The organism is Arthrobacter sp. PvP103, assembly GCF_017833075.1.
GTDB lineage: Bacteria > Actinomycetota > Actinomycetes > Actinomycetales > Micrococcaceae > Arthrobacter.
In genome coordinates this window covers 334,538-357,271 of the sequence record NZ_JAFIBQ010000001.1, presented here as the reverse complement: position 1 = coordinate 357,271, position 22,734 = coordinate 334,538, and the positions used below count along the sequence as shown (strand labels likewise).

The 22,734-nt window shown below is 65.5% G+C and carries 24 protein-coding genes, 2 pseudogenes and 1 riboswitch; of the genes and pseudogenes, 11 read left to right on the top strand and 15 right to left on the bottom strand.

Going from position 1 to position 22,734, the window contains the following annotated elements:
- Positions 1–79 precede the first annotated feature (79 nt).
- The 7 genes and pseudogenes from JOE41_RS01670 to JOE41_RS01640 form a co-directional block, all read right to left on the bottom strand.
- The gene (locus JOE41_RS01670) at positions 80–1,258 is read right to left on the bottom strand and encodes a hypothetical protein (protein WP_209750527.1); all 1,179 of its coding nucleotides are present in this window, start codon (positions 1,256–1,258) and stop codon (positions 80–82) included.
- Positions 1,255–1,647, bottom strand: a pseudogene (locus JOE41_RS01665) (N-6 DNA methylase); the annotation flags it as partial. The pseudogene JOE41_RS01665 and the gene JOE41_RS01670, both read right to left, overlap by 4 nt.
- Positions 1,648–1,649: 2 nt before the next feature.
- A pseudogene (locus JOE41_RS01660) lies at positions 1,650–2,706 on the bottom strand (DUF222 domain-containing protein); the annotation flags it as partial.
- A gap of 26 nt (positions 2,707–2,732) precedes the next feature.
- Positions 2,733–3,257: a DUF2087 domain-containing protein gene (locus tag JOE41_RS01655; protein WP_209750525.1), complete on the bottom strand. Its 525-nt coding sequence runs from the start codon at positions 3,255–3,257 to the stop codon at positions 2,733–2,735.
- A 45-nt stretch (positions 3,258–3,302) separates the two neighbouring features.
- Entirely contained in the window at positions 3,303–3,701 is a 399-nt protein-coding gene (locus tag JOE41_RS01650) for a nuclear transport factor 2 family protein (RefSeq protein ID WP_209750523.1), read from the bottom strand.
- 251 nt (positions 3,702–3,952) lie between these two features.
- On the bottom strand, positions 3,953–4,357 hold the full coding sequence (locus JOE41_RS01645) for an OsmC family protein (protein ID WP_209750521.1): 405 nt from the start codon (positions 4,355–4,357) through the stop codon (positions 3,953–3,955).
- Positions 4,358–4,816: 459 nt separating this feature from the next.
- On the bottom strand, positions 4,817–5,542 hold the full coding sequence (locus JOE41_RS01640; protein ID WP_209750519.1) for a maleylpyruvate isomerase family mycothiol-dependent enzyme: 726 nt from the start codon (positions 5,540–5,542) through the stop codon (positions 4,817–4,819).
- Positions 5,543–5,660: 118 nt separating this feature from the next.
- Between JOE41_RS01640 and JOE41_RS01635 the strand changes: the two genes are divergently transcribed.
- From JOE41_RS01635 to JOE41_RS01615, 5 genes are all read left to right on the top strand, one after another.
- Positions 5,661–6,482: an amino acid ABC transporter substrate-binding protein gene (locus tag JOE41_RS01635; protein ID WP_011692189.1), complete on the top strand. Its 822-nt coding sequence runs from the start codon at positions 5,661–5,663 to the stop codon at positions 6,480–6,482.
- A 36-nt stretch (positions 6,483–6,518) separates the two neighbouring features.
- Positions 6,519–7,184 carry an amino acid ABC transporter permease gene (locus JOE41_RS01630; RefSeq protein WP_209750517.1) on the top strand — a complete coding sequence of 222 codons (666 nt, stop codon included), beginning with the start codon at positions 6,519–6,521 and terminating at the stop codon, positions 7,182–7,184.
- Positions 7,171–7,986: an amino acid ABC transporter ATP-binding protein gene (locus tag JOE41_RS01625; RefSeq protein ID WP_280873335.1), complete on the top strand. Its 816-nt coding sequence runs from the start codon at positions 7,171–7,173 to the stop codon at positions 7,984–7,986. The genes JOE41_RS01630 and JOE41_RS01625 overlap by 14 nt, the downstream gene beginning before the upstream one ends.
- 94 nt (positions 7,987–8,080) lie before the next feature.
- Entirely contained in the window at positions 8,081–8,353 is a 273-nt protein-coding gene (locus JOE41_RS01620) for a hypothetical protein (protein WP_209750514.1), read from the top strand.
- Positions 8,346–9,173, top strand: a complete 828-nt coding sequence (locus JOE41_RS01615) for a CPBP family intramembrane glutamic endopeptidase (RefSeq protein WP_209750512.1) — start codon at positions 8,346–8,348, stop codon at positions 9,171–9,173. The genes JOE41_RS01620 and JOE41_RS01615 overlap by 8 nt, the downstream gene beginning before the upstream one ends.
- Here the strand turns inward: JOE41_RS01615 and JOE41_RS01610 are convergent.
- Positions 9,069–10,100 (bottom strand): ribonuclease Z, encoded by a 1,032-nt coding sequence (locus JOE41_RS01610; protein ID WP_209750510.1) that lies wholly within the window; start codon positions 10,098–10,100, stop codon positions 9,069–9,071. The two genes, JOE41_RS01615 and JOE41_RS01610, sit on opposite strands and share 105 nt — an antisense overlap.
- 99 nt (positions 10,101–10,199) lie before the next feature.
- Here JOE41_RS01610 and JOE41_RS01605 point away from each other — a divergent pair, with 99 nt between their 5' ends.
- A complete protein-coding gene (locus JOE41_RS01605; RefSeq protein ID WP_011692183.1) occupies positions 10,200–10,718 on the top strand; it encodes a DNA alkylation repair protein in 519 nt (172 codons plus the stop codon).
- Here the strand turns inward: JOE41_RS01605 and JOE41_RS01600 are convergent.
- Together JOE41_RS01600 and JOE41_RS01595 are read right to left on the bottom strand one after the other, a co-directional pair.
- The gene (locus JOE41_RS01600; protein ID WP_156037032.1) at positions 10,685–10,939 is read right to left on the bottom strand and encodes a hypothetical protein; all 255 of its coding nucleotides are present in this window, start codon (positions 10,937–10,939) and stop codon (positions 10,685–10,687) included. The two genes, JOE41_RS01605 and JOE41_RS01600, sit on opposite strands and share 34 nt — an antisense overlap.
- Before the next feature lie 25 nt (positions 10,940–10,964).
- The gene (locus JOE41_RS01595) at positions 10,965–12,476 is read right to left on the bottom strand and encodes a polysaccharide deacetylase family protein (protein ID WP_209750508.1); all 1,512 of its coding nucleotides are present in this window, start codon (positions 12,474–12,476) and stop codon (positions 10,965–10,967) included.
- Positions 12,477–12,726: 250 nt separating this feature from the next.
- Positions 12,727–12,903, top strand: a riboswitch (cyclic di-AMP (ydaO/yuaA leader).
- Between the two features lie 3 nt (positions 12,904–12,906).
- Between JOE41_RS01595 and JOE41_RS01590 the strand changes: the two genes are divergently transcribed.
- Positions 12,907–13,665: an NlpC/P60 family protein gene (locus tag JOE41_RS01590; RefSeq protein WP_209750506.1), complete on the top strand. Its 759-nt coding sequence runs from the start codon at positions 12,907–12,909 to the stop codon at positions 13,663–13,665.
- Positions 13,666–13,778: 113 nt separating this feature from the next.
- On the opposite strand, the gene JOE41_RS01585 is transcribed toward JOE41_RS01590, so the two are convergent.
- Positions 13,779–14,366 (bottom strand): hypothetical protein, encoded by a 588-nt coding sequence (locus JOE41_RS01585; protein WP_209750502.1) that lies wholly within the window; start codon positions 14,364–14,366, stop codon positions 13,779–13,781.
- A gap of 193 nt (positions 14,367–14,559) precedes the next feature.
- Between JOE41_RS01585 and JOE41_RS01580 the strand changes: the two genes are divergently transcribed.
- Entirely contained in the window at positions 14,560–14,751 is a 192-nt protein-coding gene (locus tag JOE41_RS01580; RefSeq protein ID WP_209750499.1) for a DUF1918 domain-containing protein, read from the top strand.
- A 42-nt stretch (positions 14,752–14,793) separates the two neighbouring features.
- On the opposite strand, the gene JOE41_RS01575 is transcribed toward JOE41_RS01580, so the two are convergent.
- Together JOE41_RS01575 and JOE41_RS01570 are read right to left on the bottom strand one after the other, a co-directional pair.
- On the bottom strand, positions 14,794–15,171 hold the full coding sequence (locus tag JOE41_RS01575) for a cupin domain-containing protein (RefSeq protein ID WP_011692177.1): 378 nt from the start codon (positions 15,169–15,171) through the stop codon (positions 14,794–14,796).
- Between the two features lie 215 nt (positions 15,172–15,386).
- The gene (locus JOE41_RS01570) at positions 15,387–16,832 is read right to left on the bottom strand and encodes a DUF5129 domain-containing protein (RefSeq protein WP_209750496.1); all 1,446 of its coding nucleotides are present in this window, start codon (positions 16,830–16,832) and stop codon (positions 15,387–15,389) included.
- A 111-nt stretch (positions 16,833–16,943) separates the two neighbouring features.
- Here JOE41_RS01570 and JOE41_RS01565 point away from each other — a divergent pair, with 111 nt between their 5' ends.
- Complete coding sequence (locus JOE41_RS01565; protein WP_043429818.1) at positions 16,944–17,408, top strand: hypothetical protein; 465 nt, start codon at positions 16,944–16,946, stop codon at positions 17,406–17,408.
- Positions 17,345–19,126 carry a DUF5671 domain-containing protein gene (locus tag JOE41_RS01560; protein WP_307800652.1) on the top strand — a complete coding sequence of 594 codons (1,782 nt, stop codon included), beginning with the start codon at positions 17,345–17,347 and terminating at the stop codon, positions 19,124–19,126. The genes JOE41_RS01565 and JOE41_RS01560 overlap by 64 nt, the downstream gene beginning before the upstream one ends.
- An 18-nt stretch (positions 19,127–19,144) precedes the next feature.
- Here the strand turns inward: JOE41_RS01560 and JOE41_RS01555 are convergent, their stop codons facing one another.
- Both JOE41_RS01555 and JOE41_RS01550 read right to left on the bottom strand, forming a co-directional pair.
- Entirely contained in the window at positions 19,145–20,836 is a 1,692-nt protein-coding gene (locus tag JOE41_RS01555) for a SulP family inorganic anion transporter (protein WP_209750493.1), read from the bottom strand.
- A 27-nt stretch (positions 20,837–20,863) separates the two neighbouring features.
- Positions 20,864–21,568 carry an endonuclease/exonuclease/phosphatase family protein gene (locus JOE41_RS01550; protein ID WP_043429816.1) on the bottom strand — a complete coding sequence of 235 codons (705 nt, stop codon included), beginning with the start codon at positions 21,566–21,568 and terminating at the stop codon, positions 20,864–20,866.
- A gap of 323 nt (positions 21,569–21,891) precedes the next feature.
- Between JOE41_RS01550 and JOE41_RS01545 the strand changes: the two genes are divergently transcribed.
- Entirely contained in the window at positions 21,892–22,695 is an 804-nt protein-coding gene (locus tag JOE41_RS01545; RefSeq protein WP_011692171.1) for a thioesterase family protein, read from the top strand.
- The last annotated feature ends 39 nt before the right edge of the window (positions 22,696–22,734 follow it).

The window sequence follows — 22,734 nt, the reverse complement described above, 5'->3', positions numbered from 1 at the left end:
GATGGACCGGATGTCTTTCTGCAATGTCTGTGCTAATCCTGCTTCGAGGCGAGACCGACTTAGATGAGTCCGTCAGACCTCATACTCCCGCGTCCTCCAGCACCTTTTCCGCATCCCTGACCCGGATCCTGCCTGACATGAGCTGGGGGAGGAGCGCGTCGCGGGTTGCGGCCAGCTTGAGGTTTTCCACCTCGGCCGCCAAGGCTCGCCCCCACAGGCCCGACATGAGATCGTCATGCTCGTGAATCTCCTCGCTCGGCGGAACCGCCACGAGTTCGTCTAAGTGCTTGCGCTGGATGTGCCCCATAGTGGTGGCTTTGTCGGCGGCTATGGATTTGAACTCTTCTAGCTTGTGCCGGAGAAGTTCGTGAACAAGCCAGTGGGGGTATCCGTCGTTCGGGATGACCTTGAATATGTGCTGGTTGACGATAGCTTCAGGCCTGAACCACCTGTGAAGGGTGAGCGAGCCGGACCAAGCGAAGAGGAGATCGCCCGGTGTGGCAAGGTGCTGCTCATCCACATCTATATCGTTGAAGACGGTCGAGCCACCTATCCCTGAGTTGAGCTCTGAAATGCGGATTACGACTCGACCAGTGCCACTTGCATTCTTCGTGAATGCCCTGCCGTTTACGAATTTCGCGGTCTCCGACAAAGGAACCAGTTGACTATCGGATCGGCTCATGGACAGGAAAAGACTGTGCGAAAGTTGGTCGGCCGTGGCGACGAGTTTGGTGTTGGCAGCGATCTTTTCGACCAGCGACTGCGACACCCCGGCTATGGCATCTTGCTCCGAGCTTTCGTGTAGCCGAAGCTCGAAGGCTCCTATCTGGCGAGAGCTTATATGCGGAATAGATGTCCCCGTTTGCACTGAAAGGATGTAATCAGTGAAAGCCTGATCGCCAATGACAGCGGAAAGATAATCTTGGTTGATACCTTCAGAGGCTCGGATACGAGCAACTCGCTGGACCAGATATGCGGGCAGATCTATGTCGCGAACGCGGGCAAACTTCAGTCCGCCCCCGACCCAAGGCCTATCCATAGCTAGCACAATGTCGCCACCTTGCAGTTGATACCGCTCCGCAACTGACGCCGTCTCCGGCCATCGCTCGGTGCGGTCCCAACGAACCGATCCAGGAGCGATGTTGTCGCCTCGCAACAGCCTTACGCCAGCAGTTCCTGAGGAAAACTCGCTACTCTTAAAGGCGTAGCCGACTTCGATTTCGGCAATGTCTCGCAGCGGCACAAGTCCCTTGCTCACAGAACCCGCCCCAACTGCTCGCGCACAATCTGTGCCAGCCGCTCCGATTCCTCGAACTGTGCAAACAATTCCTGGGACAGCCGCGCGATCTTTTCCTCGATCGGCTCGCCGTCGTCTTCGACATCGGCCGCACCGACGTACCGTCCGGGCGTCAGTGCGTAGTCCGCCGCCTTGACCTCCGCGAGGGTGGCCGAGTAGCAGAAGCCGGCCTCGTCGTCGTACGTCAGTCCAGCCTCAACTGCCGAGGCAGTGCCGCGCCAGGCGTGGTACGTGTTGGCGATCTTGGCGATGTCCGCATCGGAGAGCGCGCGCTCGGCGCGGTCCACCATGTAGCCGAGGTTCCGGGCGTCGATGAAGAGCACCTGCCCGGTCCGGTCCACCGAACCACGCGGGGGAAGGGGCATTTGCCGTCGCGGAGGCGGAGCCACTGACGCTGCGCCTTCGTGAGCCGGTAGCTGGTCCGTCCGATTTCCAAGGGCGCCCCGTCGCGGGGGTCCGTCAGGACGCGGTGGAAGGAATCGGCGCCGTCGGCGATCAGCCGGCGGGCCATGGACGGCGGGATCGGGCCGTACCCGTCCAGCATGGCTGGTTCGTCCGTAGCGCCCAGTAGTGACAAGACCGGAACAGTGATGAGGACTTGGGCCCTCGGGTACGGGACGTCTCCACCCAATCCGGCCCCGCGGTCGACCGTCCCGCCGGGGGTGCCGGTGCCGTTGGTGAGGAGCCAGCTAGCGGCGACGTCGGCGCGGAGCTGGGTGAGGGTCCTGACCTCGTCCGGGGCTTGCATGGAGCGGGCGGCGGCGGTGGTCCGTTCCCAAATGCCCGCTGCAATCTGGGCCGGGAGGTAAGCCATGCCATGCCATGCCGTCCCGGTCCGGGAAGTACTCGACCCGCCGTTCGGCGGCGCTGCTGGCGAAGCGTTTTTCGATGCTGACCGTGTGGTGGCGTTCCCGCCAGGAGCGTGCCTTGGCCCGGAACCGGGGAGGCACGAGGTACCCGGCCGGACAGCCGCGGGCGGGGTTTGGCGCGTCGGTGTCTAGGAAGTGCGCTTCCAGTGCGGCTGCACCGTCAGGATTCAGGCTGGTGGTTTCGTCGACGATGATCCGGGCATGCTGCCAGGAGATCGTCCCGGCTTGAAGCGCTGTTAGGGTCAGCGGCAGCGCCGTCGTCAGCGTCTGGCATTCGTGCAGGAGGGCTCCGGCGGAACGTTCGCTGATGGTTAGGACGCAGGCGACCTCGGCCACCAGCGCCATCTGTTGGGTGGTGCGTTCGCGCGGGGAAGCAGCCGGTGAGGCCAAGGCCCGGGTTGCCCGCACATATTCTGCGGTCATCCTCACCTTCAGCGCGGCGGTCCGGGCTTCCTGTCGGGCTATTTCAGCGAGACCTTCCAGGCAATCATCCGCCAGACGCTGAAGCGGATCGGTGTCCGGAAGGGGATCGCCGGAACCGCCATCGGCCCTTTCCGCACAGGGAACTAAGTCTTCTTCGGCCGGTAATAGGAGGAGCCCGAAGGGGTCCGTTCCAGCAGCCCGAAGTCAACCAGGTAGCGGCGCAGCATCACGACGTCGTCCGTATAACTGAGAAGCCGTTCATTGACCTGTCTTTCCGACAGGTCTTGGCCGAGCTCGATGGCATCGGTGACAATCCATGCCAGGAGCTCCCGTCGCTCCGCCTTGTTGGCCGGATACCGCTCGATCCTGCCCAAGCGCATAAAGCGGGCGTGTCCGGCCTGCGGCTGCCGCCGGGATTGTTGCGTGAGGAGGCGGCGGAAGATCGCCCCGGACGCCTCGAGTTCGCCGGCAGCGTTGGGTTCGACGAGCCCGGACTCGAGCAGGGCCGTGATGGCCCGGCTCCGCCGCCGTTCGTTCAAATCAGCGATCGCTTCGGGGAGCTTGGCCCCGAGCACTACTTGAGCGTAAGCCGTCCGCGCGTCATCGTTGCCGAGGGCGGCCATCACCCGGCGCCAGTGCGGTCCGCTAAACCTCGTTGCTTCGGTCATAGTCGTCTTACCACCCCGTGTTCACCCCTTGCGTCTACGTCGCCCTCACTCGGCCACGGTGTCGGCGTGGCGGTGCGCCACCTTCCATTCTCCGTTTTCTCGGCGGTAGACCTGGGTGGCGCGCAGGGTGTAGCTGCGCGGCTGACCGTCCACGGAGGTTGAAATATGTTCCAGGCCCGCGGTGTAGGCCATGGCGCCGACCACGTCATAGGCCTGCAGTTCGAAACTGTAGGACGTGCAGTTGGAGAAAGCCCTCTCGAGGACAGCGAAGGCCTCGTCGATCTCCTGCTGCCCATACGCATTCCGCCACGCGCCAAGGATGCTCACCGGCTCATTCCGGGACCAGAGCGCCCGGCGCGGGGCGGCGTCGCCGTCGTGAAGGGCCATTTCCGCCCGGTACAGCGCGGATCTAACCCAGGCTAAAAAGTCGTCGGCGTCATTCATACCTCAGTATGCCCCTGGCCCGGAGCATTGCACAGGGTGGCCCGTTGCGCCCCGGACCGGAGATCGGATGCGGTCCTGCTTTCCATGAGCCACCTCGCCCACAAGTCCTTAATAGTGATGGCTGCCGCCGCGGACCCCGTAGCGCTGGATGCGCCGGGACCTCCGCCGCCGGAAGCGCACCCCACCAGTAGGAGCGCCGCTGTCAGCGGAAGTGCGGCACGGGCCTGAATTGCTTTCATGGGGGGAGGGCGCTACCCGGTCATCGTCCGGCGCTCACCGGTGCCCGCGAAGGCCACCGAGATCTCAGGGGTCACCATCAGCGAGTTGTGAACGGTGCAATGCGAGGCGACGGCAAGCAGCGGCTCACGTCGCTCGGCGGGCACGTCGGCGGGGATAGTGAGCCGCACCTCGATCCGGGCGACGCGTGCAGGACGCGAGCCCATCTGGAAGTCCGCTTCCACGGCCAGGCCTTCGGTGGGAAGTCCATGCCGGTCCAGGTAACGGCGGGCGTAGAACGCGACGCAGCCTGCGAGGCTCGCAATGAACAGCTCTGTCGGCGTGGGACCGGAGTCCTCCCCTCCGTCGCTGGTTGGCTGGTCGGTCCGGATGACGTGCCCGCGGACATTGATGTCGAAGCGGTCTCCGCCCTGATGCACGACGTGTACTGGCTGTACATCGCGGGCTGCAGGGCCAGGACCCGGTTGGACCTTCCGGAGGCCGTGATGGGTTGTTCGCTGCTCATGGTTGCTTCGATCCGTCGTTTGATCCCCCGGGGGTCCGGGGCCGGTTCAGGGGCGGTGATTGTCGTAGGACTTCGGGCCTGCGGAGCTAGCGTCCGAACAGCTTGGCGAAAAAGCCCGTCCCGGCCGGGTTTTCGTGCTCGTGCCCGCGGCAGCGATCGGAGCCAGGGACCCCGCGCATCACCTGGTCGACGTGCTGGCCGCAGCCCGCCCAGGTTGTCTTACCGCATTTCTTACATGTCACTGCACGGCACATCTGGTGGCTCCCTCAGTATCAGTGGATAGTCACATCAGTATACCCCATGGGGTATTTAAGGCTGTGTTCCCAGCACTGAACCGACGACGGCGGGCGGTGGGCCAGGGAGGTCACCCCGCTCATGGTGTGAGCGGGCCCCGGAGGACGCGAAGTGCCAGCGCGGCGTCGCCGTCGATGATGGCCGTGTCCTTGATATTGGACCGGCCCCACAAACCGAGGTACATGTCCGTTAGCGGGGCGGTGACAGACGCCGCCGCGGGGCCGCTGCCGACGGTCCAGCTGGCCGCCCCGGGCGCCTCGAAGCCGGGCACGTCGAAGCCGGGCACGTGGAAGGCGACGGCCTGCTCAGGCGGCTGCATCCGCTTCAGCCGCAACTGTCGCGGAGTGAACATCGCCAGGACCTCATCGACGCCGTCGAGCATGAATTCCGCGCCGGGAACCGGCGCTGCCACTCCGGACGCCTGGCTGGCGTCGATGAGGTGGATGGCATGCTCGTGCGCCTGTCGTCGAAGCCAGAAGCCCGCCGTGCGCGGCGGCGGTCCAAAGTTCCAGCACGCTGCCCCGGGTTCGACGGACGCCATCGCCTCGAGGAACGGCGCGGTGCCCTCGATGAACCACGCGGCGGCTCCCGCGGCCGGGGGAGACGGCTCCTCAACGTAGTTCCCGCCACGAACCACCGCCGCAGCCCAGCGTTCGATGGAACCGAGGTGCCCGAACAGCTGGTCGAGTGTCCAGCCGGGGCACGCCGGAACGGAACGGGACAGCACGTCGCCGGACTGGCGGGCGAGCGCGGTGAGCCTGTCGAGGAAACCGGCAAGCTCGGCGAGGTAGCGATCGGGCGACATGGCATGAGCCTACGGTGCAACTGTTCTCCCCAAAAGCAGATCTTGCTATCGTCGGAAGTGGACTGCCGGCCTGCGGTACAGCTGGCGAGCCCTTCCGGCTACAGGACGAAGGTTCACCATGAAGCGCACACGCCTTTCCGCTCTCGGCCTCTTTGCAGCGGCAGCCCTTGCCTTGGCCGGCTGCGGGTCCGGGTCCACCACCCCGTCCGGCTCGGCGCCGACAGGCGGCGCGGACTCCTCCCTGAGCGACGTCAAGAGCGCCGGCGAGCTCAAGATCGGCACGGAAGGCACCTACAAACCCTTTTCCTTCCACGCTGAGGGCAGCGGCGAACTGACCGGTTACGACGTCGAGATCATCACCGCCGTCGCCGGGAAGCTCGGGGTGAAGCCGTCCTTCCAGGAAACCCAGTTCGACGCCATCTTCGCCGGCCTGGAGGCCAAAAGGTTCGACGTCGTAGCCAACCAGGTTTCGATCACCGACGAACGCAAAGCAAAATACGAATTCTCCGAGCCGTACACGGTGAGCACCGGCGTTATTGTCACCAAGGCCGATGACGGCAGCATTAGCTCCTTCGACAGCCTCAAGGGCAAGACCACTGCGCAATCGCTGACCAGCAACTGGTACAAGCTCGCGCAGCAGAGCGGTGCCAACGTTGAGGCCGTGGAAGGCTGGGCACAAGCGGTCACTCTGCTCAAACAGGGACGCGTCGATGCCACCATCAACGACAAACTCACCTATCTGGACTACCAAAAGACCGCGAAGGACAGCGACATCAAGATCGCAGCCGAGACCACGGACAAGTCGCTCAGCGCCCTCGCCTTCCGCAAGGGATCAACAAGCCTGACGGAAGCCGTGAACAAGGCCCTCAGCGAACTGGAGACCGACGGCACCCTTACCAAAATTTCGCAGAAGTACTTTGACGCGGACGTTTCGAAGTAGCCACGTGGAAGCCGGCGGCGAACGCAGCATCAGAGCATGAACATCAATTGGGACCTCGTCTGGAACTCGCTGGGGCCTATCCTCGTCGGCGCCATCACCGGAACCATTCCGCTGGCACTGGCGTCCTTCGGCCTCGGCCTCCTCCTTGCCCTGCTCGTCGCGCTCATGCGGTTGAGCCGGAATCCGGTGTTATCAGCCGCGGCTCGCATGTATATCTCGGTTATCCGCGGCACACCCCTCCTGGTCCAGCTGTTCGTCATCTTCTACGGACTTCCCTCGGTCGGCGTCACCATCAGCCCCTGGCCCAGTGCCATAATCGCGTTCTCCCTGAACGTGGGCGGCTACGCCGCGGAGGTCATCCGGGCGGCCATCCTTTCCGTTCCCAAGGGACAGTGGGAGGCGGGCCATACGATCGGCATGTCCCGCCGCCAGTCGCTGGTGCGGATCATCCTGCCGCAGGCCGCGAGGGTGTCGGTCCCGCCCCTGTCCAACACCTTCATCAGCCTGGTCAAGGACACGTCGCTGGCATCCCTGATCCTCGTCACCGAGCTGTTCCGCCAGGCGCAGCAGGTGGCGGCGTTCAGCCAGGAATTCATGCTGCTGTACCTGGAGGCAGCGGTCATCTACTGGATCATTTGCCTGGTCCTCGCCGGCGGCCAGTCCGTTCTGGAGAAGAGATTGGACCGCTATGTCGCCCACTGAACCGTCATCCACTGAACCGTCGCCCACTGAACCCGGACCACCCGACACCGGGGCGCTGCTTTCTGTGCGCGGGCTGCGCAAGGCATTCGGCAGCCATGAGGTGCTGAGATCCGTGGACATGGACGTCCGCCGGGGCGAAGTCGTCGCCCTGATCGGGCCGTCGGGATCCGGCAAGACGACCGTCCTGCGGTGCCTGAACGGACTCGAAATCCCCGACGACGGCGTGGTGGACTTTGTGGGCCAGCTCGCCGTCGATTTTTCCGCCCCGGTGTCAAAGAAACAGCTGGCCGCGCTCAGGGACCGCAGCGCCATGGTATTTCAGCACTACAACCTCTTCCCACACAAAACGGTGCTGGAGAACATCATAGAAGGCCCTGTCCAGGTGCAAAAGCGCCCTAAAGCCGAAGCGATCGCCGAGGCCAGGGACCTGCTGGCCCGCGTAGGCCTCGCAGAAAAGGAGAAGAGCTACCCCTTTGAGCTCTCGGGCGGCCAGCAGCAGCGCGTGGGCATTGTGCGTGCCCTGGCCCTGCGGCCGCAGCTCCTTCTTTTTGACGAGCCGACGTCGGCCCTGGACCCGGAGCTCGTTGGGGATGTCCTGACCGTTATCAAGGAGTTGGCGGATGAAGGCTGGACCATGGTGGTGGTCACCCATGAGCTGGCGTTCGCCCGGCAGGTGGCCGACGAGGTCATCTTCATGGACGGCGGCGTCGTCGTCGAACGCGGCCATCCGGACACCGTTCTGCGCGACCCCCGGGAGGAGCGCACCCGGCAGTTCGTGGACCGGCTGCTCAACCCGTTCTAGGCAGGGCGCTGAGCGCGCGTAATGGCTGACTTCGAGCCCTTGCCCCGCGACGGGCGGCAGGGGAGTATATGTGGCAAACGGCAGGAGGCCCGCCATGACAGTGCAGCTCGGCAAGTTTGAGAGATACCTGATCGAGGAGTTCTTTGACGACTACCGTGCCGGTGCCATGCCGCCCGCAACGCCAACCGGCACCGGCACGCCCTCTGGCTCCGCTGCCGCCAGGGCGCTGACCCGGGCGGGAGTACAGCGCCACGTGGCGGATTTCGCGACAGCGTTCGACTTCCTGGCCTCGCAGGACTTCGTGGACGCCGGGCGCATGGCCATGACCGGCTTCTGCGTCGGCGGAGGCATCGGCAAATATGTCTAACCGTGCGCCCGCGGCCGGAACCAGCGTCCGCAACGGCCTGACGCTGAAGCTGATTCCCTCGGCCCTCGTGTCGCTCTCCGGCTTCGTCCTGTACGTCCTGGAACAGAAAGTTCCGGGGTACGGGCTGCTGGCGCTGGCCCTGGTACTGGCGGGCTTCATTGACCGTGCCCTCCTCCGGGACCTCGCCCTGATCGCTGTCGGGCTCATAGCCATCAGCCTGGTTCCGATCACCACTGACATCAGCACCGGGCACATGGCGGTTATGGGCACGGCGATGATCATCGCGGTGGGAGTTCCTTACGCGGTGTCGCGATGGGCTTTCAAGGAGCACGCTGTCAGGTTTCCCGTGCTGACCGGGCACCCATGGACGCGAGCGGAAAAATGGTACCTCGCCGCCGTCGTGCTGATGGGATACGCCCTTCTCCCGGCGTACATGGTCAATACCGGGGTATACAGCAACTGGCCAGCGGTATCGGACCCCGAAGGAATCTTCCGCCTCTTCCTGGGCACCAACGCGCTGGGCATCTGGGACGAGCTGTTCTTTATCTGCACCGTCTTTGCGCTCCTGCGCCGGCACCTGCCGCTTGCGCAAGCCAACGTGTTGCAGGCCGTCCTGTTCACATCGTTCCTTTGGGAACTGGGTTTCCACGCGTGGGCGCCGGTGTTTATCTTTCCTTTCGCCATGCTCCAGGCGTTCATCTTCACCCGGACGAAGTCACTGTCCTACATCGTGGCCGTACACCTGCTGTTCGACTTTGTGCTGTTCCTGGTCCTGCTGCATGCACACAACCGCGCCTGGATCGACATCTTCGTCTACTGACACTGTTCCCCTCGGGGCGGCAAACTCGCCAGCCGGCCGGGAGTCCCGTTGCCGTTTGGGCAAGGGGATTCTGTCCAGATCCTGTGCGGCGATGACGGCTGCCAGGCCCGCACGGGCACGGGCCTGCTCCGCCAGCCCACTGACGTCGCTGTAGCGAGACGAGAAATGCGTAAGGAGGAGCGTGCCGGCCCCGGCGGTGGCGGCCAGCGCGCCTGCCTGCCCGGCGGTGAGGTGAAGATACCGGGCGGCGAGCGCGGCGTCGTCGTCGCTGAAGGTGGACTCCGCCACGAGGAGGTCCACGCCGTCGGCGAGTTCCCGTGCACCGTCGCATTCCGCGGTATCCATGACCAAGGCAAAGCTCTGGCCGGGGCGCGGAACGCTCACGTCCTCCAGGCGCACGCCGCGCACTGTCCCCTCACGCTGCAGCCGTGCGATCTCCGGCCCGGCGATCCCTGCCGCTGCGAGCTGATGGGGCAGGAGTGTTCGCCCCTCGGGCTCCACCAGCCGGTAGCCGAATGTGTCGATGCGATGCCGCAGGGGCCGCACCTCCAGCCCGGGCGCGATCGGGCCCGGACCGGAGTGCGGATGCAGCCGCAGGTCCAGGCCGGGGGAGGCGAGGGACACGAGGGCGCGGACCACATCTCCGTCGGCGGCTGGAAAGTGCAGGTCCACCGGGTGCTGCACGCCGTCGAGGACCATTCGTGAGAGCACGCCCGGAAGCCCGTAGCAGTGGTCCCCGTGAACGTGCGTGAGGCAGATCCGCGTGATCTGGCTGGCTGAAACGCCGGCGTGGATCATCTGCCGCTGAGTGCCTTCACCGGGATCGAAGAGCAGCCCGTCGCCGTCCCATCGAAGCAGGTAGCCGTTGTGGTTTCGGGTCCGGGTGGGGACCTGCGAGGCGGTTCCCAGGACGACCAGTTCACGCATGGGACTGAGTGTCTCACGTAGCCGCGGCACGCGCTCGCAGGCAGCACACGGGCACCGGTGCCCGTGTGCCAGCGCGCGATATTAGGACAGAATAGTCGGGTGACCGATGCCTGTGACTTCGTGGATGCCTCGCTGCAGCGGGAGAGTTCCTGGCTCAGGGCGGAAGAGGCGCACGCCCGGCTGGGCGACCGCCTTCAGTTCTACGGTGCATCCGTCGGTGCTGTGCGGGGGACCATCCGTGACATGCTGCGCCGCCACCGTGACCTGGTGCACGACGACATCACCGCCCTTAGCACCGAGCTGTGGTCGGTTCCCGTCTTCGAACGCCGCCTGGCGGCGGTTGTCCTGCTGCAGTCCCGGGTGGCCCTGCTCAACAACTCCGACCTCACCCGGATCGAGGGCTTTGTGCGGGAGGCGCAGCTGGGTGAGCTGGTGGACCCGCTCGCCGTCGACGTCGTCCGTCCCCTGGTGGCGGCGCTGGAAGGACAAGCGGGGATGCGGGCACGCGCTGTGCTGGAGCGCTGGGTGCGGGATCCTGATCCGTGGCTGAGGCGCGCGGCGGCGCTGTCGCTTGCGGACGCCGCTCAGCCGCCGGCCCGGCGCTCCACCACCGCGTAGGCCCTGCCTTCCAGGAACTCCCAGTCTGTAACCACCATGAACCCGAGGGCGCTGACACGGTCGTTGAGAACCAGGACGTCAAAGCCGCCGTCCCGCGGCTCGGCGTCCCACGTCGCCACATGCAGTTCCTTGCCCTCGAGGATCAGGAGCTCCGTGTTGACGTCGAAATCCTCCGGCGGCTGATCGCTCAGCTGGCAGATCGCCACGCAATAGTGTTTCACCACGTATTCCGCTTCACGCGGGTTCTTACGCAGGGAAGGCGTTGTTGTAGCGGTAGAGGAAAGCAGCCACCTGGTCACGGTTGACCGGCAACGCGGACCGGTAGGTCCTCGTGCCGTCAGCCTCGGTCCAGCCGGTGGAGATTCCTTGTGACGCAAGCCATGAGATCTCTTTGAAGAATGCGGTTTGCGGGGAAATGTCCGCGAAGGGAGATACCCCCGGCGTGTAAGCCGGGCTTCCGGCGAAGCGGTACACAAAAGCGGCGACCTGATCCCGGTTGACGGCCAATGTTGGCCGGTAGGTCCTCGTGCCGTCAGCCTCGGTCCAGCCGGTGGAGATTCCTTGTGACGCAAGCCATGAGATCTCTTTGAAGAAGGGGGTCTGTGGCGTGACATCCGTGAAGGGCGATGCGCCCGGCGTGTAGGCCGGGCTGCCGGCCAACCGGTAGAAGAACGCCGCCATCATGTCCCGGCTGGCCGCAGCGCCGGGACGGAACGTGCGAGTCCCGTCGCTTTCGCGCCAGCCGACGGAAATGCCTTGGGTGGCCATCCAGCTGACCTCGGTGTACAGCGCCGCGCCCGGCGGCACGTCGGCAAACGATATTGGCGACGGCGACGGCGACGGCGAGGGTGTCGGGGTCGGCGACGGTGAAGGCGACGGCGAGGGAGGCGGTGACGATACGGGGGACTGGCCCAATGCCTGCGCCACTGTACGCACCGACGTCGTACCGTTTGCTGTCCGCGCGGCCAGCCACGTGACGAACTCTTTGAACAGCGCGGGGCTGATGGACAGCGACGGATCCGTTCCGTTCGCAATCTCGTGGAACGTCAGCTGCAGCCAGCCGCCGGTTGTCTCGGCGTTGGTGACTGTCGCCTGCAGGTCCGCCAGGGTCCATGTGGCGGCCACCTGGTCCGGCGCCTTGGTGACCATGGGTTCCTGCGGCGGGAGCGTTTCGGCGACGGGGCAGTCGGCGCAGCTGGCGGGGGAGCGGATGTCGCCGAGGCCACGGGAACTGCTGTACCCGCAGCCGCTGACGGCGTTTTGGGCTGTCTGATTCACCGCCGCGAAGGGGTAGGCGAAGTTCCGGACGGTGAAGCCCCAGGCCTCGAGGGTCGACTTGCTGTTGCAGGCCTCCGCGCTGGCGGCCGCTGCGCTGAGCGTTGTCATGTCCGGGTGGGTCACGCTGTGGCCGCCGATCTCATTGCCGTCGGCCACGAGAGTGTTCAGGTTTGCTTGGGTGAGGAACCCGGACTGGCCCACGAAGGACGTGGTGATGAAGAAAGTTCCCACCAGTCCGTGGGCTTTCAGCTCCTGCGCCGCGGCCAACTGGCTGCCGAGGCCGTCGTCGAACGTCAGGCTGACGATGGTTGGCGCCGCAGCCTTCGAAGTACCAGCCACGCCCGCCACTGTGCTGACAGCAAGCAGCAGAGCACCCAGGACTGCAACCCAGCGCCTGCCGTGCCGGCCTTCGGCCAATGGTTCAGGGGGATCCGCCACGCAACGCGCGGGCTTGCGGACAGGCTGATTCGACCAACGCATGATGCCTCCAAGCGTGTGAGTCCCCCCGCAAGAACATGCACGTAGACTACGCCTCGCGGCGCCAAGGCAAAACACTCGACTTTGATTGCCGCAGTACCCGAGTACACAGCAGCCGAAATCTGCATCCCGCCCTTGGTCCGGCAGCGCGTTACTCAAATGTGACATCGCCCGAGAGGCACGCGTACGGTGGAACGGTGCCGGTTATCTCAGATACGGGCACTCCCGGGCGGATTGCCTAACCCTGCCGCGGTCCGGGATCCGATCGAAACCATCCGGCAGGGACGGGGAAACCACTTTTGGCCTGCAGGATTCTTGTGCAGGTCTTCGGGGTGAAGCCGCACGCCGTCCGCTGAGCGGATGGCAACTGCGGCCGGGTGTCTCCCATCCGAATCCGACAGCTAACCTCGCAGGCATCGGGAGAGGTTACTTCATGTCTTCACGCAAACTGCCCGCTCATCATCCGTCAACAGCGCCTGCAGGGCGCTCCGGGTTCCCAACGGCCCGCGGCAGGAGCAAGGTTGGCCGCCAGGCCGCGGTAATTGCGGCGGCTTCGGGCCTGGTCCTGTCCAGCGGGATGGCTGCGCAGGCCGCCGAGGCTCCCGCGGAACGCGACTCGGCACCGGCATCCGGCCTCGATGCCCAGGCCCAGGTGGGTGCCCCGCTCAGCGCGGACTCCCACGTCAGGATCAGCTTCGAGCGGCCGGACGTCAGCACCACCCCCGCTCCGGTCGAAGTGCCGGTTGCAGAGCCCGCCCCGGCAGAAGCGGCGGCCCCGGCGGCAGCTCCGGCACCGGCCGCGACGCCGGCGGCCCCTGCCGTTTCCGTCCAGGTCCAGGCGGCTGCGCCCGCCCCTGCCCCGGCTGCCGGCGGCGTCAATGACGCCATGGTTTCTGCCGCCTATGCCCAACTGGGCATCACCCAGGACTGCACCGCCATGGTGGAAAAGGCACTTGGCTCCGCAGGCATTCCCGTCGGCGACCTGGGACCCATGCAGTTCATGAACTACGGCTCAGTGGTGGGGGAACCCCAGCCCGGCGACATGGTGGTGCAGTCCGGCCACGTGGGCATCTACGTCGGCGACGGACAGGTGATCAGCGGCGGCATGAACGGCGTCAACGCCACCGTCACGCACCCGTTGTCCTGGCTGACGGCCACCGGCGGCGTGACTTTCGTCCGCGCCGGAGCCTAGCCTTCCGTCCCGTTCTCGCCGGGGGCAGGGAACAGGAGGACAGGCCGGTGATCTGCTGCCTTGGGGGCAGCCGGTCACCGGCCTTCCCCGTCGCCACGTATCCGCCCGGGGTTTCAGGGCGGGGATATCTCGATCTGAACCGTGCCCTCGCCCTCTGCGAATTTGATGCGAAGGACCGCATCGCGCGTGTCCGCCGGGATAGTGAAGCGGACATCGCCCGATTTGCTTGCATCGCCAGCCACCAGCTCGTTCAGGCCGGAATCGGGGGAGTGGCTCACCCCGCTCGCGTTCAGCCTGAATGTTGAGTCCCAGAAGTTGATGTCGTACCTGCCGTGGTTGGTGCATCTGAGCATAAACGTCACCGCGATCTTGCCGGACACATCAGGGCGGGCACGGGCACCGAGAATTTCGTATTCGACGTCGGCAGCCCGGTAGCGGCGTTCGGCGGGCAGGGCCACGGCCCATTCCGGGCTGTTAGCGGCGCCGGACCCGGCACCCGACGGCGGCACGGTGCCGTCCGGTTGTGAGGACGCGCCGGCGGCGGAGGAGCCTGCCGTTGAAGCTGCGGGCTTGCCGGCGTCGAACATCCCAAGCTGCCCCAGGCCGAGCAGCAGCCCCGTCACAGCGGTGATCACCGCTGCGGCGGCGGTCAGCAGACCGGGCAGCGTAGCCCACCAGCTGGTCGGTTTCTCCTCCGCCATAGCAGCTCCCCCCTCGGTCCCGTGCCAGGGTCAAGATCCGTTGTATCCCAATACTCCTGCCAGGCGGCCACCAGCGCCAGATGCCGGCCGGCGCCGCATAGGCGCCCGGCCTGAAACCCCCGTCCTGCCAGTGCGGAACGGCCCTGTTATCCCTGCCCCGACACTCGTACTCTGGTTCTTGGAGGTGATTGCCATGAAGGCAACCCAGGGAGACCGGATCACTATCCGGGGCAAGACGGTCGGATCGGCGGAGCGGCACGGCCAGATCATTGAGGTCCATGGCGCTGACGGAGCGCCGCCCTACGTGGTGCGTTTCGACGACGGCCATGAAACCACGGTCATTCCCGGCGGGGATTTCATTGTGGACAGGATCCACCCGCAGTAGGGAAGCTGCTGTGCACCTGGGCTGCCAGACGCCGCCTGGCTGCTATTCGGCGGCCTTGGCGAACACTGCGGCGCTGACGAACTCGATGCCCGTAAAGGGCTCGTCTCCCTCAACCCATGCATCATGCCCTGGCGGGATGCTGTAGGAGTCATCAGCGGCGATGGTGATCTGGCTGCCGTCAGAAGTCTGGACCGTGAGCTTGCCGGAAACGCAGAAACCAACGTGGCTGAGCTGGCACGAATCGGTCTGGACGACGGGCTTGATGCACTCGGACCAACGCCAGCCGGGTTCAAACTTGAATCTTCCGATGGTGTAGGCGTCGACGGATACAAGATCCACTTCCGTCTTGTCCGGGCGGCGCTTTTCGTCCGGAGAATTGTGCGACTTTACTGCGAGTTGAGCGACAACGTTCGTGGTCATGGCTCTCTCCATCAATCGGAGTTGCGGATGGGGCTGTCCGGACCCGCGTGCGCGACCGGACAGCGGAGTCGGTTTGCCTGGTCTGAATCGATGCGGCGAACCGATGTAGTGATCGCTTTACGATGCTCAGCTTCCTCCGATCCGGGATCCTTGTCGAGACCCGGTGGCGGGCCGCAGCGGCCGCACCGCCGGCAGTTCGGGGCCTTGAACCGTGCCTAGAAACTGGACGAACTCCCGGACCCGGAGAAACTGCCTCCGCTGCCGCCGTAGCCGGTGGTGCCGCCACCGCCGCGGGCCGTGCTGACGCTCCCCACCCCGGTGCTGAACCCGGTGTTGAAGGCGGGGACTGAGAAGAAGTAGTACGACGGATAGACCGTGCCAAGGATGCTGGGTTCGTAAGTACGGCCGTACTTGACCTTTGTACCGGCCTGCGCGCTGTCCATTTCCTCTCGCATCAGTCTGGCCTCCCGGTCGGTCTTCGCGAAGCCTGCGATGACTGTGTCTGCGTGGTTTTTCAGCAGTTCGGTCAGGTGCGTCCGGGCATCCCGTAGCCGGTCCAAGGCCGTTTCAGGGCTCATGGTGCCCTCGGCGAGTTCAGCCGACCACCTCTCAATGTCCCGGTGGCTCTCGTCGCGGAAGGACCGCAGTGCCGCGGCAGTCGCCGAGTCGCCCGCGGCGTGCCGCTTGCTGAGCATTTGTTCCAGGGCTGCCAGGTCACTGCGGAACGGTGCCAGTTGCCGGTCCCAGGCAGATGCCCACGCAGATCCGCGGTTGAGCAATGCGTTGGTGTCCGCAATGACGTCATCCAGGGCATCCAGTTCAGCGGAGGCGTCGGCAAAATCCCGCACCAGCCTGAGGTTCGGCCGCCGGCTCATGGCACGTGGAGTGAGCGCGTGCGCCCGGTTGGCCAGCTCCGTGGCGGTTTTGTACTTTGCCAGGAAGGTGCGGTGCTTCTCGAGGACGGTGCTGCCGTACCGGGAGGACTCCGGGATGGTGCCGGCGTTGAGCTCGGTGACCTGGAGATCCATGCTGACGCTGGAGTAGCTGGCGTCCCCGCGGGCGAGCTCCTTGCGGCTGGCGGCCCTGGTGCGCCACCGCACGACCGACCATGCCGCGGCACCGAGGACGGCCGCGGCGGCGGAGCTCCATGCCGTCACCAGAAATGCCGTGGACCGGTACCAGGGCTGGTTGATCAGCTCCGCCCCGCGCCGGATGCCGGCGATGGTTCCGTCGGTCCACTGGGCATCGCGCAGCAAATCCTTGGAGGCGTTCTGGATGTCCTCGCGCTGTTCCAGGGAAACCTTGCGGTCCTCGCCCATGTAGGTGCCCACATGGCGTCCCACCGGGTCCACCGCGAAGATGAACAAACCGTCCGCCCATTTCTGGCCGTCCCCGCTGATCCATTCCGGATGTTGCGCCCGGGCGAAGCGAAGGACTTCTTCGTTTAGGTTGTCCTCCGCCGAGCCCCGGTACGTGAACACGGCAACCCGGGTGGGTTCGTAGAAGTCCATGGCTTCCACGGCCGGGATCAGGCGGTTGCGGTCCAGGACGCCGGCACCGTCTTCCACCACGATCTCCACCGGCGGCTCGGCGCGGGCGGCGGCTGAACCGCTTACCAGGCCGAGCAGTACGAGCAACATGGCAGCCAGTGCTCTGCGCATGATTCCTTTCCCATGAGGCAACGATTGTCTTCAGCCTCGTTCATGCCAATCACTGCTGATAGGGCCGAAAGTACCGTAGCTAGGGTGTGGGCAGTGCGACATACTGACCACATGGAAGCAGCGGCGGGAAAACCGAACAGGATCCTCGTGATTATCCTGGCAGTTATCGCCGTCCTTGCGGTGGCTGCCCTGGCGGTGGTCTTCTCGCGGGGCGAACCGGCCTTGCTAGACGAGTCCACGCCCCAGGGCGTGGTGCAGCGCTACTCCGCAGCCGTCATCGACGGCGATGAGTCGGCGGCTAGCGCCTACCTCACGGAAACGGCCCGCACTCAGTGCGTCGACTTTGAGCGTGCCTCCACGGACAACCTGCGGGTCACTTTGGTGTCCACCACTGAGCGGGCCTCGTCTGCTGACGTCCGGGTCCTGATCGTGGTGTCGAACGGGGGCGGACCCTTCGGGAACTCGGACTACGAGATGGAGGACGTGTTTGACCTCGTCAAGACGGACGGAAAATGGCTGATCGATTCCGCGCCGTGGCAGCTCAGGGTCTGCACGAACCGGACGGTGAAGCAATGACCGCCGTCCGGCCGGTGCCTGCCCCGGCGGCGGGGTCCGCCCAGCCGACGGTCCGCCGCCTCATCGTATACACGCTGCTTTTCGCCTTGGTGGTGGTGACGGCCATCGGACTGAGCGGCCTGTTGGGCCGGCTCCTCGGCGCCGGCACGGTGCTTGTCGCAGGTGATGTGGCAGGCCTGGCCCGGTCGCTGGCGTTCACACTGATCGGCGGGCCCATGGCAGCCGCCCTCTGGTGGTTCGTGTGGCGGCGGCTCGACGACGCCGTTGAGCGGTCGTCCGCGGGCTGGGGACTTTACCTGACCGGCATGTATGCGGTCTCGCTCATCACATCTGCCACCGGGCTGCTCAGCGCCGCGGCGTCCGTCATCGGAGGCGAACGTCTGGGGTGGCAGCTGTCACTGTCCAACGGACTGGTCTGGGCAGGAGTTCTGGCCTGGCATCGCTGGATGTGGCGGCATCCGCGAAAGAGCCCCTCGCTGCTCGCGGATGTTCCCACGGTGGTGGGGGCGGTTTTCGGGCTCATCATCGGTGTGGGCGGAACTGTGACAGCGCTCGCAAATCTCCTGGACACTGCGATCCAGGGCTTCACGTCATCGGCGTCCATCGGGGATCCGTGGTGGAGGTTCGTGCTGCAGTCGCTCGCCTGGGGCGCCGGCGGCGCCGCTATCTGGTGGTGGCATTGGATTCACGACGGCGGACGCCGGCTGAAAACGGATTTCGCCGATGTGGCACTGGTGGTGGTCGGAATCCTCGGGGCCGTCCTCCTGACTGTGGGCGGCACGGGCACAGTCCTGTTTGTCCTGCTCCGGCTGGCCTTTGACCGTTCGGACCCGGTCGGCGAAATCCTGGAGCCGCTTGGGGCGGCGATAGCTGCGGGCGCAGTGGGTTCCCTCGTCTGGGCGTACCACCGGACCGTTTCCCTGGGGCGATCAGACACCACCCTGCAGGCAGCAAAGCTAGTGACCTCCGGCGTCGGTCTGGTTGCTGCGGCCACCGGCATCGGCATCGTGGTCAACTCGGCCCTTAGCATCGCAGCGACGCCACTGGCCGGCGACGGCATTCGTACCCTCCTGCTGGGCGGCATCAGTGCCCTGGCAGTCGGCGGTCCGCTGTGGTGGCTGACCTGGAAGCCGGGAGTGCCGCCGGAACCGACTGAACTTGGCCGCCGCGGCCGGCGGGTGTACCTCATCGCAGTCTTCGGCCTGAGCGCCATCGTCGCCGTCATCACGCTCCTGGTGATCGGGTACCGGGTCTTCGAATTCCTGCTCGACGACATCAGCGGCGGAAGCCTGGTGGACCGGATCAGGGCGCCGCTGGGCCTGCTCGTGGCCACGGGACTCGCCGCCGGATACCACTTCGCGGTATGGCGGCACGACCGTTCCCTCACCGCGGCCGCTGCGCCCCGCAAACGCACGGTGCGGAAAGTGATCCTGGTGGCGGCCGGTGACCCGGAGCCGCTAGTTCGGGTGGCGGCTGAGGTTACCGGGGCGAGTGTCACCGTCTGGCGGAAGGCCGACGCCGGCACCTCCGGCGCTGCGAACGCCGGCGCTGCGACTCCGGGTGCCGGGACATCCGTCACCGCGACCGCTGCGGAGGGTGCCGCGGGCGACTTGCCCGAACGGCTCGCCGAGGCACTGGACGGTGTCGCGGCGGACCGTGTCCTCATAGTCATAGGCCCGGGATCGCGCCTCGACGTGATTCCGTTGGGTTCGGACTGAGCCGGCTAACAACAGCGGCTAGATCCCGAACGTCCGCTTGTAGGTGCGCACCGCGTTGTTGACCGTGGGGAAGAAGTGGTCCGGACCAAACCTGCTGCTGACGCCAAACTTGAGCAGGCGGTCCTTGACCGGTCCCTTCAACTCGGCAAAAACCAGGCTGATGCCCTGGCCGGCAAGTTCGTCGTCGAGCTCCACGAGGTCGTCCAAGGCGGTGGTGTCCAGGTCCGTGATGGCCTCGGCAGCCACAATGACCCACTTCACGGGCGCGGGCGCGTTCGCCACAAGATTGCGGATGTGCTCCGCAAAAACCGCTCCGTTGGCAAAGAAGAGCGGCGCATCGAAACGGGCGATCACCAGGCCGGGGACGCGCTTGCCCTCCGGGTGCCGGCTCAGGTCGTGGTAGCCCGGGATGTCTTCCAGGCTCGCCAGTTCGGTGCGGTACGGATCCCACGCCCGCCGGATGAACGCGATCAGCGAGAGGGAAATGGCGATGACGATGCCCTGCAGCACCCCCACGAACGCGACCCCAAGGAATGTGGCGACGAGCAGGACCGTTTCCATCCTGCTCATCCGGACCAGCCGGAGCAGGGTTTTGATATCCACCAGCGAGGCCGCTGCAACCATGACGACCGCGGCCAGCGTGGTGGTGGGGAGATAGGCTGTCACCCCGGGGGCTGCCACCATGAATACCACCACCAGGGCTGCCGCCACGATGCCGCTGAAGGGGGTGCGCGCCCCGGCGTCGAGCGCTATCGGCGTCCGGGATGAGCTGCCGCAGACCGGAAAGCCGCCCAGCATGCCGCTTGCCACGTTGGCGATCCCCAGCGCCCCCATTTCCTGGTTGCCGCTGGTGTGGATGCCGCGGCGTCCTGCGAGGCTTTTGGACAACGCCGACGTATCGGCAAAGGCGATGAGCGCGATACCGGCAGCAGGTCCAATGAGGCCGGCGACGTCCTCCATAGTGACGCCCTCGAGGGCCGGTTTCGGCAAGCCCGATGGAAGCGCTCCGACCATGGGCATGGCATCCCTGAGGTCCAGGGCGGCGGCCGCTGCGATGGAGGCCCCCACAGCCAGGAGCACGCCGGGCACCTTACCGGGGAGGGAGCGGCCGGCCACGATGATTGCCACCGTGGCAGCTCCGAACAGCAGCGCCACAGGGTTGGTGGCTCCCCCCACAACGGCTTCGGCCGTCTCCGTGGCCCGGGCCGGTAGTGAGTCTCCCGATACCGTGATCCCAAGCAGCCTGGGCAATTGGCTGACCATGATGGCGAGCGCGATGCCATTGAGGTAGCCCACCCGGATCGGCTTGGACAACAGTCCGGTGACGAAGCCCAGCCTGAAGATCCGGCCGGCGACAAGGAAGATTCCGATCAGGATGGCCAGGACGCCTGCGAGCGCCACGGCATGGTCAGGATCCCGTCCTGCCAGCGGGAGCACAGCGGCGGCGATCATGGGCGCCAGCGAAGAATCGGGCCCCACAATGATTACCCGGGCAGGCCCGAAAACGGCGTAGAACAGCATGGGAACCACAGACGCGTACAGTCCGGTGATCGCGGGAAGGCCGGCGGCTTCAGCGTAGGCCATTCCGGCCGGTATCAGGGCTGCGCTAAGGGCTGCTCCGGCGGCCAGATCTGGTTGAAGCCAGGACCGCTGGTATGTCCGTGCCAGCTGGATGCCCGGAACGGCTTTCAGGATCCAATCGCGGCGCACTGGGGCCTCCCGGGCTGGTGGTCGGCGTCAGGGCTGGGGCGTTCCCTGGATGGGTCCGTAATCCTGGCCGTACTCCGCTGACACCAGGATGGGAAGGTGGTCCGAGGCGCCGCGCGGCAGGGTTTCCACACTCTCGATGTCCAGGCCGAGGGAGGTGGCGAAGTCGAAATGGCCTTTGAAGACCTTGTACCTCGTATAGGTTCGCCGGTCGCTGAGCGAGAGTTCGTAGCCGGAATTCTTCATGTGTTCGGTGAGGTTCTTGGTGAAGAACGGGTAGTTGAAGTCGCCCACCATAAGCGTCATCAGCCCGCTGCCCATGCCCAGGAGCTCCGCGTGTGCCGCCTTGATCTGTTTGCGGCGCAACGAATTGGAGGCCGTCAGGGGAGCGGCATGGAATGAGGCGATCACCAGCTCATGGTCTGTTTCATTGTCCACCACCCGTGTGCCGATCAAACGCTCATGGGCCGGGGCCAGCACCCGGTCGTGCAACGACTTCTTCAACGCGAACGTGTTGGTATCAAAGGCCGTGAATCGGTCCATCCGGTAGTAGATGGCGAGCCCCAGCCTGTTGCCCTTCGTTGAATCGGCCAGGTGGAGCGGGCCCAGCGTGTCCGGCAAATCGGTGGTGTCGCATTCCTGCAGGCACAAGGCATCTATCCCGAAGTCGCGGGCCAGATCCAGCAGTTCGCCGCGTGCCGCGTGCTTGCGAAGGTTGTAGCTGATGACTCGTATCAGGGGATTACCTCTTCCGAGCGTAGTTAGGAGAACCGACTCCTGAGTCTAGTCCGTACGGGGTGCCGAGCACAGGAAGGCAGCGCAGAAAGACTCCACAGAAACAGTGCAGCATCACGGCGGGGGACGCGGCCGTGCCGTCGTCCCCCGCCTGCCCTTGCGCTGTTTGTTTTTGAGAGGAGTCAAGCCCTAATTTCCAGGCTCCGGACTTATGCCGGCCGTGAGGCCCTGATATGAGGAAGCTGTGAGGACGAGGGGATGCTGCGGGCCGGCAGGCGATAGTGTGTTCTGGGATCATCACCAGCCATGCGAAAGGGTCGACGTTGACTGCTGCACTTCCGGAACTTGCCGAGGGCGGGTTCTACTACCAGTCATTGGGCGGCGGACGATTCCGTTCCACGATTCATGCCCAGGGCGCCTGGAACGAGCATGAACAGCACATGGCGCCCGCGTCCGGGATCATGGCGGACTGCCTGGAGCGGCACTCGCCGCGGGACGACGTCAGGATGGCCCGGCTGAGCTACGAGATCCTGGGACTGATTCCGGGCGGCGACTTCGAAGTCCTGACCACCACGCTTCGCCCCGGACGCACCATCGAACTGCTCCAGGCCGAACTGGTGGCCGGGGGGCGGGTGGCCATCCGGGCCACTGCCTGGCGGATGATCACGTCCGACACATCGGCGGTGGCCGCGGTGGAAGACACCCGCATTCCCGGGCCGGAGGAGTGCTCGCCATACGACGGTGCGAGCGTCTGGCCGGGAGGTTACATCCGCTCCCTTGAGATGCGCGTTGCGGACGGACACCGTCCGGGCTCCGGCACCGTCTGGTTGCGCACCGCGCATCCGCTCACCGACAGGGAGGACAGCGGCGACGTCGCACGGCTGATGGGGCTGGTTGATACGGCGAACGGAATAGCCGCCCGCGTACCCCCGGGCAAGGACAGCTATGCCTTCCCCAACCTGGACCTGCAGATCCACATGTACCGGAAACCCTCCGGCGATTGGCTGGGCCTGGACAACGCCGTCTCCTTCGGCACCGACGGTATCGGGCTGACGTCAACTGTGCTCCACGACCTCGCCGGGCCTTTCGGCCGGGCGGAACAGATCCTGACCCTCCGCAGGACGTAGCTGCTGCGGAGGTCCGTTGTTGCGGGGCTGGTCCTGCTG